This is a genomic window from Geodermatophilus sp. SYSU D00815 (assembly GCF_054050035.1).
On record NZ_JBJGYO010000045.1, the window covers coordinates 1 to 16,460 of the forward strand.

The 16,460-nt window shown below is 75.5% G+C and carries 15 protein-coding genes and 1 pseudogene; 5 read left to right on the forward strand and 11 right to left on the reverse strand.

Translation table 11 applies throughout. The features are described from left to right. From ACI78S_RS24295 to ACI78S_RS24315, 5 genes and pseudogenes are all read right to left on the reverse strand, one after another. Positions 1-197: pseudogene (locus tag ACI78S_RS24295) on the reverse strand (ferrochelatase); the annotation flags it as partial. Positions 198-235: 38 nt separating this feature from the next. After that, entirely contained in the window at positions 236-1,012 is a 777-nt protein-coding gene (gene fabI, locus ACI78S_RS24300; protein WP_456977555.1) for an enoyl-ACP reductase FabI, read from the reverse strand. A 6-nt stretch (positions 1,013-1,018) separates the two neighbouring features. Next, a complete protein-coding gene (gene fabG / locus ACI78S_RS24305) occupies positions 1,019-1,723 on the reverse strand; it encodes a 3-oxoacyl-[acyl-carrier-protein] reductase (protein WP_456977556.1) in 705 nt (234 codons plus the stop codon). A 299-nt stretch (positions 1,724-2,022) separates the two neighbouring features. After that, entirely contained in the window at positions 2,023-2,226 is a 204-nt protein-coding gene (locus ACI78S_RS24310; protein WP_456977557.1) for a hypothetical protein, read from the reverse strand. Positions 2,227-2,250: 24 nt separating this feature from the next. Continuing rightward, a complete protein-coding gene (locus ACI78S_RS24315; protein ID WP_456977558.1) occupies positions 2,251-3,363 on the reverse strand; it encodes a transglycosylase family protein in 1,113 nt (370 codons plus the stop codon). A gap of 157 nt (positions 3,364-3,520) precedes the next feature. Between ACI78S_RS24315 and ACI78S_RS24320 the strand changes: the two genes are divergently transcribed. From ACI78S_RS24320 to ACI78S_RS24330, 3 genes are all read left to right on the forward strand, one after another. Then, the gene (locus tag ACI78S_RS24320) at positions 3,521-4,492 is read left to right on the forward strand and encodes a quinone oxidoreductase family protein (protein ID WP_456977559.1); all 972 of its coding nucleotides are present in this window, start codon (positions 3,521-3,523) and stop codon (positions 4,490-4,492) included. 244 nt (positions 4,493-4,736) lie between these two features. Further along, positions 4,737-5,324, forward strand: coding sequence for a hypothetical protein (locus ACI78S_RS24325; protein ID WP_456977560.1), 588 nt, complete (start codon positions 4,737-4,739; stop codon positions 5,322-5,324). Continuing rightward, on the forward strand, positions 5,321-6,805 hold the full coding sequence (locus ACI78S_RS24330; RefSeq protein ID WP_456977561.1) for a glycosyltransferase family 2 protein: 1,485 nt from the start codon (positions 5,321-5,323) through the stop codon (positions 6,803-6,805). The genes ACI78S_RS24325 and ACI78S_RS24330 overlap by 4 nt, the downstream gene beginning before the upstream one ends. A gap of 61 nt (positions 6,806-6,866) precedes the next feature. Here ACI78S_RS24330 and ACI78S_RS24335 read toward each other — a convergent pair whose 3' ends face one another. From ACI78S_RS24335 to ACI78S_RS24360, 6 genes are all read right to left on the reverse strand, one after another. Next, positions 6,867-7,823: a VWA domain-containing protein gene (locus ACI78S_RS24335; protein ID WP_456977562.1), complete on the reverse strand. Its 957-nt coding sequence runs from the start codon at positions 7,821-7,823 to the stop codon at positions 6,867-6,869. Further along, entirely contained in the window at positions 7,820-8,866 is a 1,047-nt protein-coding gene (locus ACI78S_RS24340; RefSeq protein WP_456977563.1) for a DUF58 domain-containing protein, read from the reverse strand. The genes ACI78S_RS24335 and ACI78S_RS24340 overlap by 4 nt, the downstream gene beginning before the upstream one ends. Continuing rightward, positions 8,863-10,173 carry an AAA family ATPase gene (locus ACI78S_RS24345; protein ID WP_456977564.1) on the reverse strand — a complete coding sequence of 437 codons (1,311 nt, stop codon included), beginning with the start codon at positions 10,171-10,173 and terminating at the stop codon, positions 8,863-8,865. The genes ACI78S_RS24340 and ACI78S_RS24345 overlap by 4 nt, the downstream gene beginning before the upstream one ends. Before the next feature lie 249 nt (positions 10,174-10,422). After that, positions 10,423-11,649: a C40 family peptidase gene (locus ACI78S_RS24350; RefSeq protein WP_456977565.1), complete on the reverse strand. Its 1,227-nt coding sequence runs from the start codon at positions 11,647-11,649 to the stop codon at positions 10,423-10,425. 111 nt (positions 11,650-11,760) lie between these two features. After that, complete coding sequence (locus ACI78S_RS24355) at positions 11,761-13,296, reverse strand: AMP-binding protein (protein ID WP_456977566.1); 1,536 nt, start codon at positions 13,294-13,296, stop codon at positions 11,761-11,763. 30 nt (positions 13,297-13,326) lie between these two features. Continuing rightward, complete coding sequence (locus ACI78S_RS24360; protein WP_456977567.1) at positions 13,327-14,502, reverse strand: LuxR C-terminal-related transcriptional regulator; 1,176 nt, start codon at positions 14,500-14,502, stop codon at positions 13,327-13,329. Between the two features lie 114 nt (positions 14,503-14,616). On the opposite strand from ACI78S_RS24360, the gene ACI78S_RS24365 reads away from it, so the two are divergent. After that, positions 14,617-15,027, forward strand: a complete 411-nt coding sequence (locus tag ACI78S_RS24365; RefSeq protein WP_456977568.1) for a RidA family protein — start codon at positions 14,617-14,619, stop codon at positions 15,025-15,027. Between the two features lie 35 nt (positions 15,028-15,062). Continuing rightward, positions 15,063-16,460, forward strand: a 1,398-nt coding sequence (locus tag ACI78S_RS24370; protein ID WP_456977569.1) for an FAD-binding oxidoreductase, incomplete at its 3' end; no start/stop codon positions are given.

The following is a 16,460-nucleotide window of genomic DNA, read 5'->3' on the forward strand; positions in this document are numbered from 1 at the left end:
GGGGTGATGTAATATAGTAACGGATTGCCGTCGTGGGCCCCCTCGGGCCCGCCCAAGGAGCGCCGGCGCCGCGCCGCGCGCGGGCCGGCCGGCGCCGGGGCGGCCGACGGCGGTGTGCCGCCGTTGTTGCGGACGGCGAGCGAGGGGTCCTCGTCGGGGCGCTGGCCGGGGTTGATGTCGACGATGGCGCGGGGCACGTGGTGCTCTTCTCTGGTACGGGTGACGACGGATGCGGTCACACGCCGACGGCGTGGAATCCCCCGTCGACGTGCACGATCTCCCCGGTGGTGGCGGGGAACCAGTCCGACAGCAGGGCGACGACCGCCTTGCCGGCCGGCTCGGTGTCGGTGACCGACCAGCCCAGCGGCGCGCGGGTCTCCCAGGCGTCCTCGAACTGCTTGCTGCCCGGGATGGACTTCATCGCCATGCTGCGCAGCGGCCCGGCGGCGACCAGGTTGACCCGCACGCCTTCCGGCCCCAGCTCGCGGGCCAGGTAGCGGGAGGTGGACTCCAGCGCGGCCTTGGCCGCGCCCATCCAGCCGTACACCGGCCAGGCGACCGAGGCGTCGAAGGTGAGCCCGACGACGGAGGCGGACTCGCCGAACAGCGGCCGGCAGGCCTGGGTGAGCGAGGCCATCGACCACGTGGACACCTGGAACGCCGTCGCGGCGTGCTCCCAGGCCACCTCGGGGAAGCCGTCGCCCATCGCCTCCTGCGGGGCGAAGCCGATCGAGTGCACGACGCCGTCGAGGGTGTCGCCGACGTGCTCGCGCAGCCGGTCGGCCAGGGTCGACAGGTGCTCGGTGTTCGTCACGTCGAGCTCGACGACCGGCGCCTCCTGCGGCAGCCGCTTGGCGATCCGCTGGCACAGGGACAGCGCCCGCCCGAAGTTGGACAGGACGACGGTGGCGCCCTGCTCCTGCGCGATCCGGGCGGTGGCGAAGGCGATCGACGCCTCGGTCAGCACGCCGGTGACGAGGACCTTCTTGCCCGCGAGAATTCCGTCAGCCATGCCCGATCAGTGCCCCATCCCCAGTCCGCCGTCGACCGGGACGACCGCCCCGGTGATGTAGGCCGCCGCGTCGCTCGCCAGGAAGCGCACGACGCCGGCGATCTCCTCCGCGTCGGCGTACCGGCCGAGCGGGACCTGCCCCAGGATCTCCTTCTGCCGCTCCTCCGGCAGCGCCGCCGTCATGTCGGTGGTGACGAAGCCCGGCGCGACCACGTTCGCGGTGACGTTGCGGCTGCCCAGCTCGCGGGCGATCGAGCGGGCGAGCCCGACCAGGCCGGCCTTGCTCGCCGCGTAGTTGGTCTGCCCGGCCGAGCCGAGCAGGCCGACGACCGAGGAGATGAACACCATCCGGCCCCAGCGGTTGCGCACCATGCGCGCCGAGGCCCGCTTGGCCACCCGGTAGGCGGCGGTCAGGTTGGCGTCGAGGACCTCGGCGAAGTCCTCCTCCTTCATGCGCATGAGCAGGCCGTCGCGGGTGATGCCGGCGTTGCTGACCAGCACCTCGACCGGGCCCTGGTGCTCCTCGACCTCGGCGAACGCGCGGTCGACGTCCTCGCTGCTGGTGACGTCGCACCGGACGCCGAACAGGCCCTCCGGCGCCCCGCTGCCGCGGTGGGTCACCGCCACCGAGTCGCCCTGCTCGGCGAAGGACCGGGCGATGGCCAGCCCGATGCCGCGGTTGCCGCCGGTCACCAGCACCGATCTGCCCACGTGCCACTCCCCTGCGCCGGACGACCCTGTCGCAGTCGAAACCTAGTCGGTGGTCGCAGGTCACACCTTCCCGAGCCCGGCGCGAGGGATCGCGGAGGTGGGCGCCGTGCGCCGGGTGCGCCTGCCGGACCCGGCCGGCGGCACGCTCGAGCAGGGGGGACCGGGGTGGGCAGCAGCGCAGGAGCAGTGCTCGCGGAACGGCTTCAGGGGATGAGCTCGCGGCCCTGCGGTGCCGCAGGCCTCCGGGAGGGCGAACTCGACCCCAGGAGCGCGGCGGTCGCCCCGGACGCCGGCCGGGCTCAGCCGGCGGTGAGCTCCGCGCACCGCGGGCACGGGGGCACCGAGCGGCCCTCCCCCGGCGTCCACGCGCCGCGGACGAGACCGATCTGGCTGCCGCAGACCGAGGTCCAGGGCGGGGGCGCGTCGGCGTCCGACCGCCGCACGGCGTGCGCCAGGTCCTCGCCGCCGCTCTGCTCCCACCCGGTCACGTGCTCGCTGGCCATGCCACCAGCATCCCGCTCGGCGGATCAGAGGTTGCGGCCGCAGGTGGGCCAGGCGCCGGGGCCCTGCCCCTCCAGCACCCGTTCGGCCACGGCGATCTGCTCCTCGCGGGTGGCCAGGTCGGCCCGCGGCGCGTAGGCGAGGCCGCCGAACGCCTCCCAGGTCGACGGGCTGAACTGCAGGCCGCCGTAGTAGCCGTTGCCGGTGTTGATGCTCCAGTTGCCGCCGGACTCGCACCGGGCGACGGCGTCCCAGTCGTGCCCGGTCGGCGCGGGTGCCGCCGCGTCGGCGGGCGGCGCCGTGTCGGGGGCCGGCGCGCTGTCGGGGGTCGGCGTCGTGCCGGGAGCCGGACCGGACGGCGGGTCGGCGGGCGCGTCCGCCGCCTGGGCCTCCAGGCCCACGAGGGTCTCCCGAGCCCGGTCGAGCTGGTCCTGCAGCGCGGTCTGCCGGGCCTGCAGCTCGGTCACCTGCCGGGCGGCGGCGGTCCGGGCGGCCTCGGCCGTGGTCAGCTCCGCCTGCGCCCGCTGCCGCAGCTGGTCGGCCTCGTCGACCGCCGCGCCGGCGACGGCCTCGGCGTCCGTCGCCGCCTGCTGCGCGGCCGCCACGGTGGTGAGCACGGCCGACCGGTGATCCCCCGCGGCGTCGAGGAGCACCAGGCGCTCCAGGACCTCCGCCGGGTCCGACGCGGTGAGCAGGCTCTCCAGGTGCGGGGACGTGCTGCCCGCCATGTAGCTGTCGCGGGCGAACGCAGCCACGGCGCCCCGCGCCGCGGCCAGGTCGGCCCGGGCCTGCCGGGCCGCGGCGGCCGCCGCCCGGGCATCGGCCTGCGCCCGCTCCAGCGCCAGCCGGGTCTGCTCGTACTCCCCGAGGGCGAGCGCAGCGCGCCCCTCGGCCTCGGCCAGCGCCGCCTGCGCCGCCCCCATCTGCTCCAGCGTCTGCCCGACCAGCGCGGCGGCGTCGTCGGCCGCCCGCTGCGCGGCGCTCACCTGGCCGTCGGACGGCGCGGCGGCGGCCGGCCCGGCGAGGCCGACCAGGCCGACGACCACGGCGATGCCGACCAGGCCGACGTGCTCGGCGATGCCGACCAGGCCGACGTGCTCGGCGATGCCGATCCCGGCGGCTCGGAGTCCCTGTCGCACGGGGAAGGGGGTCGGCACCACCGGCAGCCTCCTTGAGCGTTCCTCCCCCGCTCTGGGGAGCCGGTCGGGGCCCATCGCCACCAGCATGCGGGCCGGGCGCCGCGGGCCCGCCGGCGGGGGGCGGCCGGGCTCCCGCGGCACGCCCTAGCCTCGCGGTATGCGAGCCGTGCAGATCACCCGCTTCGGCGGCCCGGAGGTCCTCGACGTCGTCGAGCTCCCCGACCCCGTCCCCGGCGAGGGCCAGCAGCTCTTCGACGTCTCCTCCGCCGGGATCAACTACGCCGACACGCACCAGACCGAGAACAGCTACCTCGCCCCGCAGCGGCTCCCGCTCGTGCCGGGCGCGGAGTTCGTGGGGACCCCGGCCGGCGGTGGGCAGCGGGTGGTCGGGCTGCTGGACGGCGGCGGCTACGCGGAGAAGGTCGCCGCGCACACGCGCCTCACCTGGCCGGTGCCCGACGACGTGACCGACGAGCAGGCGCTCGCCGTCGTCCTGCAGGGCGCGACCGCGTGGCACCTGCTGCGCACCAGCTCGCACCTGCGGGAGGGGGAGTCCGTCGTGGTGATCGCCGGCGCCGGCGGGGTGGGCTCGCTCGCCGTCCAGCTGGCCCGGAGGTGGGGCGCCGGCCGGGTGATCGCCACCGCCTCCAGCCCCGAGAAGCGGGCGCTGGCCGAGGAGCTCGGCGCCGACGCCTCCGTCGACCCGGCGCTGGCCGACGACGACCCGAAGCAGTTCACCGCCGCACTGCGCGAGGCCAACGGCGGCAGGCCGGTCGACATCGTGCTCGAGATGACCGGCGGCAACGTGTTCACCGGCTCGCTGTCGGCGCTGGCCCCGTTCGGCCGGCTGGTCACCTACGGCATGGCCGCGCGGCAGGAGACGACGGCGGTCGCCCCCGGCGCGCTGATGCACCGCAGCCGCGCCGTCATCGGGTTCTGGCTGGCGCACTGCATGAGCCGGCCCGAGATGATGGACGCGGCGCTCGAGGAGCTGCTGCCCATGGTCGCCGAGGGCGGGCTGCGGCCGGTCGGCGGCGGCCGCTACCCCCTGTCCGCCGTCCGCGAGGCCCACCAGGACCTGCTGGCCCGCCGCACCACCGGCAAGCTGGTCCTCGACCCCGCCCGTTGACGGCCCCGGCAGGAGCCGGGCAGCTGCCGTGAACGTGTGTGGTCCCGCTCTCACCCACACCGGCATGCCCGTTCCACCCTTCGCGTGAGAGGCGTTCTCCTGCGGGGTCGGCGCTCCCTACCGTCGGTGACGACCGCAGGGGGAACGGTCGAGCTCGTTCCCCCTTTTGGCTGCCCGGACGGCCGCTCCGGTCACCGGGCGTACGGGGGGAAACCGCATGTCACCACGCTCTGCCAGGACCAGGATGGCGTCCGCCGTCCTGCTCGCCGGGCTGGCCGCGGGCCTGAGCGCCTGCGAGCTGCCCGACGTCACGATGAGCCCGGGCGTCGAGGCCACCACGACGTCCGCCGCCGCGCCCACCGCCGAGGTGGCCGCGCAGGCCGCGGCGCGGTCCAGCACCCGCCCGGCGGGTGAGCTGGACGCCGGGTCGGTCACGCACGCCGTCGCCGCCGGCGCCAGCACGCTGGTGATCGACTACTGGACCGCCGAGGACGCCACCGCCTGGACCGCCGAGAGCGCCAAGACGATCCAGCTCTCCGCGCACCTCGAGGGCGGCACGGGCGCCGAGACCAGGGTGACCCGCTTCGTGGTCACCGCCGACGACGGCACCGCCCGCACCACGGTCACCGAGGACCGCGGGGAGTTCGTCGTCACCCCGCCGTTCACCTACGGCACGGTGCTGAGCCTGACGCCGTCCACCGCCGGCGCCACCTCGCTGACCGTCTACGTCCAGTTCGACCTGCTGGTCGAGACCGAGGAGGACTCGGGGACCTACTTCCGCCAGACCGTGCTGGACACCCTCCAGCTGCCGCTCGAGGAGAACCCGTCATGACCGCCCTGATGCCCACCACGCCGCACCTGCGGCGCGCGACCGACCGGGTGCAGCTCATGGCCCGGGGGGACGGCGGGGTCCCCGACATCACCTCGCTGCTGCCGGAGGACTTCGCCGACCCGGCGCGCGACGCCCCGCGCACGGCGACGATCAGCTGCATCGTCCCCGCCTACAACGAGGAGGAGACGATCGCCGACGTCCTCACCTCGCTGCTGGCCCAGACGCGGCTGCCGGACGTCATCCACGTGATCGTCAACAACACCGACGACGACACCCTGGAGATCGCCGGCCGGTTCGCCGGCTACCACGAGCGCACGGTGAAGGGTGAGGTGTTCCGCACCCACGTGCACGTGCACGACATCGGCGTGAACCCCGACAAGAAGGTCGGCGCGCTCAACTTCGGCTACTACCTCAGCCGCGGCTACGACTACATCCTCGGCGTCGACGGCGACACCACCCTCGACCGGCGCTGCGTCGAGTGGCTGGAGAAGGAGATGGTCACCGACCCGCGCATCGGCGGGCTCTCGGCGATCTACACCTTCGACAAGAGCAGGGTCAGGGGCGCGATGGCGCGCTTCCTCGTCGCCGGCCAGCGGGCCCAGTTCGCCGGGTTCAACATGGACAACCTGGTCCGCGGCCGCAACATGGCCGTCCTCGGCGGGCAGTGCAGCCTCTTCAGCGTGCGCGCGCTGGAGTCGGTCATGTACCGCCACCACCAGTCCGCGCCCTGGGTGCGCGACTCGGAGGTCGAGGACTCCAAGCTGTCGCTGCAGATCAAGGACGCCGGGTTCAGCACCAAGATCAGCGCCCGGGCCCGCGCGTTCGTCGGTCCGATGCTCACCCTCCGCGCGCTGCACGGCCAGCAGGTGAAGTGGAACTTCGGCGGCATCGACCTGCTCTGGCCCGGCCAGCGGGGCGACACGAAGGGTCAGCCGCTGCACCCCAACCTGCGGCTGCGCTGGTACGAGAACGTCTCGATGCTGTTCAACGTCGGCACCCGCATGAGCTTCCTGCTCCTGCTGGCCGCGGCGCTGTCGATCGACGCGTTCGTGTTCAACCCGATCTGGTTGATCCCGCCGGCGGTGGCCACGCTGCTCAACCTGCGGATCGCGGCGTCGATGCACGACAAGAGCGCGTCGGACATCTTCTACGCGCTGCTGTTCTTCCCGGCGGAGCTGTACATGTGGATCCGCATGGGTCACTTCGTGACCGCCTGGGTGCAGTTCCTCGCCCGGGTGGAGAAGGACAACTGGGCGGCCCAGGCGGCGGCCGAGCGGGGCCGGGGGTCGGCGTACGTCATGCCGGCGGTCTGCGCCGTCGCGACGTTCGTGGTCCTCATCCTCGCCTGGAACCAGCAGAGCGTCGGCGTCCAGTCGGCGATCCTGTCGATCGGCTGGCCGGTGCTCTACCTGATCACCGTGCTGCAGACGCTGTTCATGGTGAAGAAGCTGGTGCGCCGCCAGCGCGGCTTCACCGTGTGAGGACGCCGTCCTCCACCCTGCGCCCGCTCGGGGCGGGGTGGAGGACGGTACCGGGCCCCCGCTACAGCAGGCGGGACGTCCAGAAGAGGCTGAGGACGGCGCCGAGGAAGGCCAGGAAGACGCCGGTCCGCACGAACCAGGGGCTGATGTCCTTCGGCTCGGTCGTGTACCCGATCTGGCTGCCCAGGTCGGCGTACACGCGCTCCAGCTCGGCGGCGCTGGCCGCCTCGCTGTAGCTCCCGCCGGTCTCGTCGGCGATCCGCTCCAGGGTCGCCCGGTCCACGGGCACCGGCACGGTCTCGCCGTTGAGGTCGAGGGTGCCGTAGTCGGTGCCGAACGCGATCGTCGAGACCGGGATCTCGGCCGCGGTCGCCGCGTCGATCGCCTGGGTGTCGTCGCGGCCCACGGTGTTGTACCCGTCGGAGAGCAGCACGATCCGCGCGGGCGGCAGGTCCTCGCTGGGGGCGTCCAGGCTGTTCTGGAAGTTCTCGATCGCGCTGAGCGAGGTGAACACCGCCTCGCCGATCGCGGTCGCCTCGGCCAGCTCCAGGTTGTCGATCGCCGCGCGGACCTGGCCGCGGTCGGTGGTCGGCGGCACGAGCGTGGTGGCCGACCCGGCGAAGGAGACCAGGCCGAGGTTGATCCGCTCCGGCAGCACGTCGACGAACTGCTTGGCGGCGGTCTGCATGGCCTGGAAGCGGGTCGGCTCGATGTCGGTGGCCTTCATCGACAGCGACACGTCCACGGCCATGATCACCGTGGCCCGCTCCCGGGGGACGCGGACCTCGGCGCTGGGCACGGCCAGCGAGACCACCAGCGCGGCCAGCCCCAGGGCGACGACGCCGAACGCCACGTGCCGCCGCCAGCCCGGCCGCTTGGGCACCAGCGACCCGAGCAGCGCGACGTTGGTGAACCGCGCCGCGTAGCGCTTGCGGCGCAGCTGCAGGACCACGTACAGCGCGACGAGCGCGGCGACGGCGAGCAGCAGGAGCAGCCACAGCGGGGACTGGAAGGTCATCGGGAGGCTCCTCCGGTGCCGGCGCGCCGTCGGTCGGCGACGAACCTGACCACGTCCATCAGCCAGTCGCGGTCGGTGCGCAGCTGCAGGTGCCCGGCGCCGGCCCGGCGCAGCGCGGCGGCGACCGCCTGGCGCTGGGCCGCGGCGCCGGCGGCGAAGCGGGCCCGGAACTCGGCGTTGCCGGTGGGCACCTCCAGCGTCTGCCCGGTCTCGGGGTCGACGACGACGAGGTCGCCGACGTCGGGCAGCTCCAGCTCGCGCGGGTCGACGACCTCGATCGCGAGCAGCTCGTGCCGGGCGGCGAGACCGCGCAGCGGCCGCTCCCAGTCGCTGTCGCCGAGGAAGTCGGAGAGGACGACGACCAGCCCCCGGCGGCGGTGCGGACGGCGCAGCGTCTCCAGGGCGGCGGCCAGGTCCCCGCGGCGGCCGCCGGACGCGCGCGGCGTGGCCACCACCGAGCGGAGCAGCCGCTCGGCGGCGAGCTTGCCGCTCAGGGCGGGATACCGGTCGACCCGCTCGCCGGTGGTGACCACCGCGCCGAGCCGGTTGCCCCCGTGCACGGTCAGGTGGCTGACCGCGGCCAGCCCGGCGATGACCAGGTCGCGCTTCTGGCAGTTGGCCGTGCCGAAGTCGAGGCTGGCCGACAGGTCGACGACCGCCCACGTCTCCAGCTCGCGGTCGGCGATCGTCTCGCGCACGTGCGGCACCTGGGTGCGGGCGGTGACCGGCCAGTCCATCCGCCGGACGTCGTCGCCCGGGTGGTAGGTCCGCGAGTCCCCGGCCTCGCTGCCGGAGCCGGGCACCAGCCCGAGGTGGTCGCCCTGCAGCAGCCCGTCGAGGCGGCGGCGCACGGTCAGCTCCAGCCGGCGCAGCAGCACGTCGGCCGGCCCGTCGGTGAACCGCGGCGGCGCGCCGGTGCCGTCGCCGTCCCCGGGCTCGACGCCGGACCCGGGGGTCGCCGCGTGCAGCAGCAGCCCGGGGTGGTCGGGCGTCGGCTGCGGCGGTTGCTGGAGGGTCCCCCCTCGGCGGAACAGGGGCGTCACGGACGCGGCGGGTTCGGCGCACCCTGGACGAAGCCGTTGCCGCCGGGGGCCTGCGGGGCCGGCCCGCCGTTCGGCGACGGCGGCTGGGCCCCCGGCGGGGGCGCGAGCGTGGCCTGGCCGGCGGGCGGCTGCGGGCCGGCGGCCTGCGGCCCGGGCGGGCCGAACTGGCCCGGCGCGCCGGCCGGCACCCCGAACACCGGCGGCTGCTGCGGCGGCACGTGCGGGCCCCCGGGGGCGCCCGGCCCGAAGCCGGCCGCCCGCTGGCGCGGCGCCACCTGGGGCAGCGGCACGGTCTGCACGATCCGCTTGACCACGTGGTCGGCCGGCACGCCGTCGGCCAGCGCGTCGTAGGAGAGCACCAGCCGGTGCCGGAGCACGTCGGCGGTCACGTCGAGCACGTCCTGCGGCAGCACGTAGTCGCGGCCGCGGACGAGGGCCAGCGCGCGGGCGGCGGCGATCAGGCCCAGCGAGGCGCGCGGGCTGGCCCCGTAGGAGACCCACGTCGCGACGTCGTCCATGCCGTGCTCGCGCGGCGACCGGGTGGCGACCACCAGCCGGACGACGTAGTCGACCAGGGCGTGGTGCACGAAGACGCGCGAGGCGGTCCGCTGCATGCGCACGAGGTCCTCGGGCGCGAGGACGCGCTCGGCCACCGGCGGCTCCGAGCCCATCCGGTAGATGATCTCCCGCTCCTCCTCGGGGCTCGGGTAGTCGACGAGCACCTTCATGAGGAAGCGGTCGCGCTGGGCCTCGGGCAGCGGGTAGACGCCCTCGCTCTCGATCGGGTTCTGCGTGGCCAGCACCAGGAACGGGTCGGGCAGCGGGTGGGTGACGCCGCCGATGGAGACCTGCCGCTCGGCCATCACCTCCAGCAGCGCCGACTGCACCTTCGCCGGCGCGCGGTTGACCTCGTCGGTGAGCACGAAGTTGGCGAACACCGGGCCGAGCTCGGTGTCGAAGGCGTCCTGGCCGGCCTTGTAGATGCGGGTGCCGATGATGTCGGCGGGCACCAGGTCGGGGGTGAACTGCAGCCGGGCGAACCTGCCGCCCACCACCCGCGCCAGCGTCTCGACGGCGAGCGTCTTCGCCACGCCCGGCACGCCCTCGAGGAGGATGTGGCCGCGGGCCAGCAGCGCCACCAGCATGCGCTCCACCAAGCGGTCCTGGCCCACGATGACCCGCTTGATCTCGAACAGCGCGCGCTCCAGGCGGGCGGCGTCGGCCGACGGCGGCACCGCAGCCGCGCCGGCCGCCGAGCTGCCGGACGGGCTGGACGTCTCGAGAGGGGTGCTGGCGGCGCTGGTCACGTGGCTCCCTGGTCGGGCCGGTCGGCGGCCTCCCCGACGAGGGCGGCCGTCGACGGGCGGCATGCCCGTCGACGGCCAGTGTCCTACAGGTTCCTGGGCGGCGGACGGCGTGGACGAGCGCGCGACACGACGCGCGACGCGCGGCGCACCCCTGCCCCCTGGGGCGCTGGCGCTGCTAGCCTTGTCCTCGCGTCGGGCAGCTCCCCCCGTGGCTGCCCGACGCCCCATCGCCCGGGTCCGGGCCGCCGCTCACGCCGAGGGACGCACCGCGCCGGCGTAGCCGCCCCACCACATCGGCGACACCTTCACCACGTCGCCGCTCTGCGGCGCCTGCAGCACCGTGCCGTCGCCCAGCCAGATCGCCACGTGGTAGATCGTCGACGGGTCGCCGGGGTCGTTCGCCCAGAAGACCAGGTCCCCCGCCCGCAGGTCGGCGCGTGCCACCTTCGGCAGCGCGGCGTACTGCGCCCGGCTGTTGCGCGGGATCGCGATGCCCGCCTGCGCGTAGGCGTACTGGGTCAGGCCGCTGCAGTCGAAGCCGACGACGCCGGCGTCCGGGTCGATGCCGTGGCCCGGGCCGCGCGAGCCGCCGCCGCCCCAGGAGTACGGCGTGCCCAGGTGGGCCAGGCCCGCGGCGATCGCCGTTCGCACGGCCGACTCCGAACCGGCACCGGCCTCGGTGACGTCGCGCGGGAGGCCACCGGTCGAGGCCGGGCGCGGGCCCTGCCGGGCCAGCAGGGCGGCCGCCTGCTGCGCGCCGACCAGCGTGGCGAGCTCGGCCTGCGCGGCGGCCAGCTCTCCCTCGATCCGCGTCTGCTCCTCCTGCACCGCCGCGGCCTGCTGCCGGGCGGCGCGCTCGGCCTCCTGCGCGACGGCCAGCGCGTCGGCCGCCTGCTGCTGCAGCTGCGCGGCCGCGGCGAGGCCCGCCCGCGCCGCGGCATCGGCCCGCTCGGCCGCCTCGTCGGCGGCGGTGAACCGGTCGACCTCGTCGCCGCGGTGCGCGCCGGCGGCGTCGAGCAGCGCGGCGCGCTCGATGAGCTCGGTCGGGCTCCCGGCCTCCAGCAGCGCCGCCGCGCCGGGGTAGGTGCTGTGCGAGACGAAGCTGCGCCGGGCGAAGGCCACCAGCGCGTCCCGGGCGGCCCGCAGGTCGGCGGCGGCCTGCGCCGCGGCCGCGGCGGCGGCGTCCGCGGCGGCGCGCGCGGCGTCGTGCGCGGCCTGCTCGGCCTGGTACTCGTCGAGCGCGATGGCCGAGGCGGCCTGCGCGCCGGCGACGGCGGCCTGCGCCGCGGCCAGCCGCCCCGACAGCTCCGCGTGGCGGGCCGCGGCGGCGTCGGCGGCGGCCTGCGCCGCGGCGACCTGCGCGTCGCTCGGGGCCGCCGAGGCCGGGCCGGCGGTCAGGCCGAGCGCGAGCACGAGAACGGTGAGGGCGCCGAGCGCCGTCCCTCCCGCGCGCCGCAGGGCTGTGCGCGCTCGCACGAAGACCTACCTCCCGGGTCCGGCGCCCAGGAGCGGCGCACCGGGTCCACGATCGGCGAGGTCAGCGGCGCGCGGGAGGGCCGGTCACCCCCGCGGGTGAGGCGTCCGGCGTCAGTTCACCTGGCGCTCGGAGCCCGACCAGAACTGCTCGCGGAGCTTGAACTTCTGGATCTTGCCGGTCGCGGTGCGGGGGATCTGGTCGCGGAACTCGACCCGCTTGGGGATCTTGTAGCCGGCGATCCTGCCCCGGCAGTGGGCGATGATCTCCTGCTCGGTGACCTGCTCCCCCTCGGCGCGGACCACCAGGGCGGTCACCAGCTCCCCCCACTTGTCGTCGGGGATGCCGATGACGGCGACCTCGGCGACGGCCGGGTGGCTGAAGACGACGTCCTCCACCTCGATCGAGGAGACGTTCTCGCCGCCGGTGATGATCACGTCCTTCTTGCGGTCGGAGATCGTGAGGTAGCCGCCGTCGTCGATGGCCCCGCCGTCGCCGGTGTGGAACCACCCGCCCTCCAGCGCCTCGGCCGAGGCGTCCGGGTTGTCCCAGTAGCCGGCCAGGACGACGTTGCCCTGCGCGAGCACCTCGCCGGACTCGCTGGTCTCCAGCCGGATCCCCACCGCCGGGACGCCGGCCCGGGACAGCTTCTTCGCCCGCTCCTCGGCGTCGAGGGCGTCGAACTCCTCGCGCGGGCGGTTGATGGTGAGCAGCGGCGCGGTCTCGGTGAGGCCGTAGATCTGGTTGAACTGCCAGCCGAGCTCGGCCTCGACGCGGGCGATCGTCCGCGACGGCGGCGGCGCCCCGGCGACGACGATGCGCACCCGGTCGCGGCCGGGGATCTCGCCCTCCCACGTCTGCGCGGCGTCGAGGACGGCGTTCCACACCGCCGGCGCGCCGCACATCAGGGTGACGCCGTGCCGGTCGACGCGGCGCAGGATCTCGACGCCGTCGACCTTGCGCAGCACCACCTGCCGGGCCCCGAGACCGGCCGTGGTGTAGGGCATGCCCCAGCCGTTGCAGTGGAACATCGGCAGCGTGTGCAGGTAGACGTCGCGGTCGCCGACCTGCATGTGCATGCCGAACGTGACGGCGTTGACCCAGATGTTGCGGTGGGTCATCTGCACGCCCTTGGGTCGCGCCGTCGTCCCGCTGGTGTAGTTGATCGTGGCGGTGGCGTCCTCGTCGGGCTCGGCCCACGGCGCGGGCTCGGCGTCGAAGCGCAGGAGCTGCTCGTACTCGTCGCCCGTGCCGAGCTTGTGCTCGGCGTCGACGCCCTTGAGCGGCTCCTCCAGCTCCGGGTCGACCAGCAGCACCCGCGCCCCGGAGTGGCCCACGATGTAGCGCACCTCGTCGGCCGACAGCCGGAAGTTGACCGGCACGAGCACCCGCCCGGACGACGGCACGGCCAGCAGCAGCTCGAGCAGCCGGGCGCTGTTGTGGCTGACCACGGCCACGCGCTCGCCCTGCCCGATGCCGAGCTCGTCGAGCCCGGCCTGCAGCGCCCGGCCGCGGCGGGCGACCTCGCGGTAGGTCAGCTCACCGAGCGACGGGGCGGGCTGGTCGGGCTCGTCGACGACGCCGACCCGGTCGCCGTAGACGAGCTCGGCCCGGTCGAGGAAGTCACGGGTGGTCAGTGGCACGCGCATGCCGGCTCCCGGGGGGACGGGCCGGCGCGGTCACCGGCCGCTCGACGTGGTCCCCGTCACGGTATCGGGGGTCCGCGGCGCCGGGACCCCCGCGCCGTCGGCGAACCAGCCGGAGGGGCCGACCTCCTGGCCGAACCGCGGGGCGTACTGGTCGAAGTAGACCCGCGCCGCGAGTTCGCGGCGGCTGCGCACCCCCACCTTGGCGAAGATCGACTTCAGGTGGTCCTGCACCGTGTACGCCGACAGGTGCAGCGCCGCGGCGATCGCGCTGGTGTCGACGCCCTGCAGCACCAGCTGGACGACGTCCTGCTCGCGCGGGGTCAGCCCGAACGCCGCCACGACGATCGGCACGATCTCCGGCGGCCGCGCCTCCTCGATGGTGACGACGACGTCGGTAGAGGAGCCGTCGCGGGCGAGCAGCGGGGAGGCGTGCGCGACGACCCAGGTGCCCGACCGCGTGCGCAGCCGCACGCGCGGCGTGCCGGGCCGGCCGCCCGCGGCGACCCGGCGGGCGGCCCCGACCAGGCTGAGCAGCGCCAGCGGCAGCTGCGCCTCCCCCAGCGGGCCGCCGCCGAGCTCGGCCACCTGCGCGGCGGCGCCCACGCTGGCCGAGGCGATCTCGCCCCGCGCGTCGACGACGAGCACCGCCGGCCCGTCGACGGCCACCGCCGGGCCGGCGGCCGCGGCGAGCAGCCCGCCGCGCAGCCCGGTGGCCAGGGACGGGCCGATGCTGCTGAGGAACTCCTGCTCGAGGGGGCTGAAGCCGCTGCCGCTCTCGCGGAACAGGGCGATGAACCCCCAGGTGCGGCCGTCGACGGTGAGCGCGGCGCGCATCTCGTCGCCGAAGTCCCAGTAGCGCTGGATGAAGTCGGTGAAGCGTGGCGAGAGCTCGGTGCGCCCGTCGGTCTCGGTGCGCAGGCCGACCACCCGGCCCGGGCGGCGGGACACGTCCAGGAACGCCGTCGGGTCGGGCACCACGTACTCGAAGTGCGCCCACTCCTCGTCGTGCTTGTCGGAGATGGCCGACTTGACCGTGCTGGTGACCAGCCCGGTGGCCGGGTCGGCGGTGGCGAAGCAGGCGGCCGAGAAGGGCACCGCGCGCGCCAGCGTCTCGAGGGCCGAGGCGCTGAAGGTCGGGACGTCCAGCCCGCCGACGGCGAGGCCGTCCACCTGGGCGCGCACGCGTTCGGTCAGCAGGCTGCTCACGAGGCGACAGTGTGCAGGTCAGCGGGGCACGTCGGGTATCCCAGGAGTCTGGGGGTGCCGATCCCCAGGTCTGCGGGATGGACCTGGGGGGACGGCCGGGCCAGCGTGGTCGCCATGACGCAGACCACCGCCCGCGTCGAGCGGATCAACCCCAGCGCCTGGAGCGCGGCCCTCGGGTTCGACCTGGCGCAGGCCCGGCCGACCCCCGACCGGCTGCTCACCACCGGCGCCCTGGGGTCGTTCGACCAGGGCGGCGAGCTGCTGCACGAGGACGACCCGGCGGCCCAGCTCGCCCTCGCCCTCGCCAACGTCGAGACCGTGCTCGCCGCCGGCGGCATGGACCTCGGCGACGTCCTGCGGCTGACGGTCCACGCGGTGGACCTCGACGCCGTCCTGGCCTCCCTGGACGTGCTCACCGAGCGGCTCGCCCTCGCCGGCGCCACCCCGCCCCTGGCCCTGGTCGGCGTGGCCCGGCTGGCGCTGCCCGGGATGCTCGTCCAGCTCGAGGTCACCGCGGGACGCTGAGCCCACGCCCCCCCTCCCCTGCCCCTGGAGCACCCATGACCACCGTCCTGCCCGGCACCGACGACCTCGCCCGGGCCGTCGCCGGCCCCGTCCTGCGCGCCGGCGACCCCGCCCTGGCCGACGAGGTGGCCCCGTTCGTCACCACGCACACCCCGCGGCCGGCCGTCGTCGTCGGCGCCACCTGCGCCGAGGACGTCGCCGCCGCCGTCGGCTGGGCCCGGGAGCGCGGCCTGGGCGTCGCGGTCCAGGCCACCGGCCACGGCCTCGCCGAGGACCTCGCCGGGGCGGTGCTGGTCACGACGAAGCGCATGGCCGACGTCGCCGTCGACCCGGAGGCGCGCACCGCGCGGGTCGGCGCCGGCGCCCGCTGGCGGCAGGTGATCGACGCGGCCGCGCCGCACGGCCTGGCCCCGCTGTCGGGCTCGTCGTCCGGTGTCGGCGTGGTCGGCTACACCACCGGCGGCGGGCTCGGCGTCCTCGCCCGCAGGTACGGCTTCGCCGCCGACCTGGTGCGCCGCGCGCAGGTGGTCACCGCCGACGGGCGGATCCGCACCGTCGACGCCGACAGCGACCCGGAGCTGTTCTGGGCGCTGCGCGGCGGAGGGGGCGGCTTCGGCATCGTGACCGCGCTGGAGTTCGACCTCGTGCCGGTGGCCTCCCTCTACGGCGGCTGCATCTTCTTCCCCGGCGCCGCGGCCGCCGCCATCCTGCACGCCTACCGCGAGTGGGTGGCGACCGTCCCGGAGGAGACGACCAGCTCGGTGGCGATCCTGCGGCTGCCCCCGGACCCGTCGCTGCCGGAGCCGCTGCGCGGGCAGACCGTGGTGCACCTGCGGATCGCGCACCTGGGCCCGGAGGACGAGGGCGCGGCCCTGCTCGCCCCGATGCGGGCCGCGGCGCCGTCGATCATCGACACCGTCGCGCCGATGCCCTACACCGCCGTCGACTCCATCCACATGGACCCGACGACGCCGATGCCGGCCTACGACCGCGGCCTCACCCTGCGCGAGCTGACCGCGGAGACCGTCGACGCGCTGCTGGCGGCCGCCGGTCCCGAGGTCGAGCTCCCGCTGGCGATGGCGGAGATCCGGCACCTGGGCGGGGCGCTGTCCCGGCCGGCCGCCGTCCCCGACGCCGTCGCCGGCCGCGACGCCGCCTTCTCCGCCTGGGTGCTCGGCCCGATGTTCCCGCCGGTCGCCGACGTCGTGCCCGGCGTCGTCGAGTCGGTGGTCGACCGGCTGCGGCCCTGGGCCGCGCGGGGTGCGCTGCTGAACTTCCTCGGCGCGGCCGGGCCGCAGGAGGTCGGCACGCTGTGGGGCGACGGCGACCTCGAGCGGCTGCGGGCGGTCAAGGCCGCGGTGGACCCGGAGGACGTGTTCCGCTTCGGCCGCCGCGTCGCCGGAGCACGAACGGCTCCAGCGCCGTCACCAGCC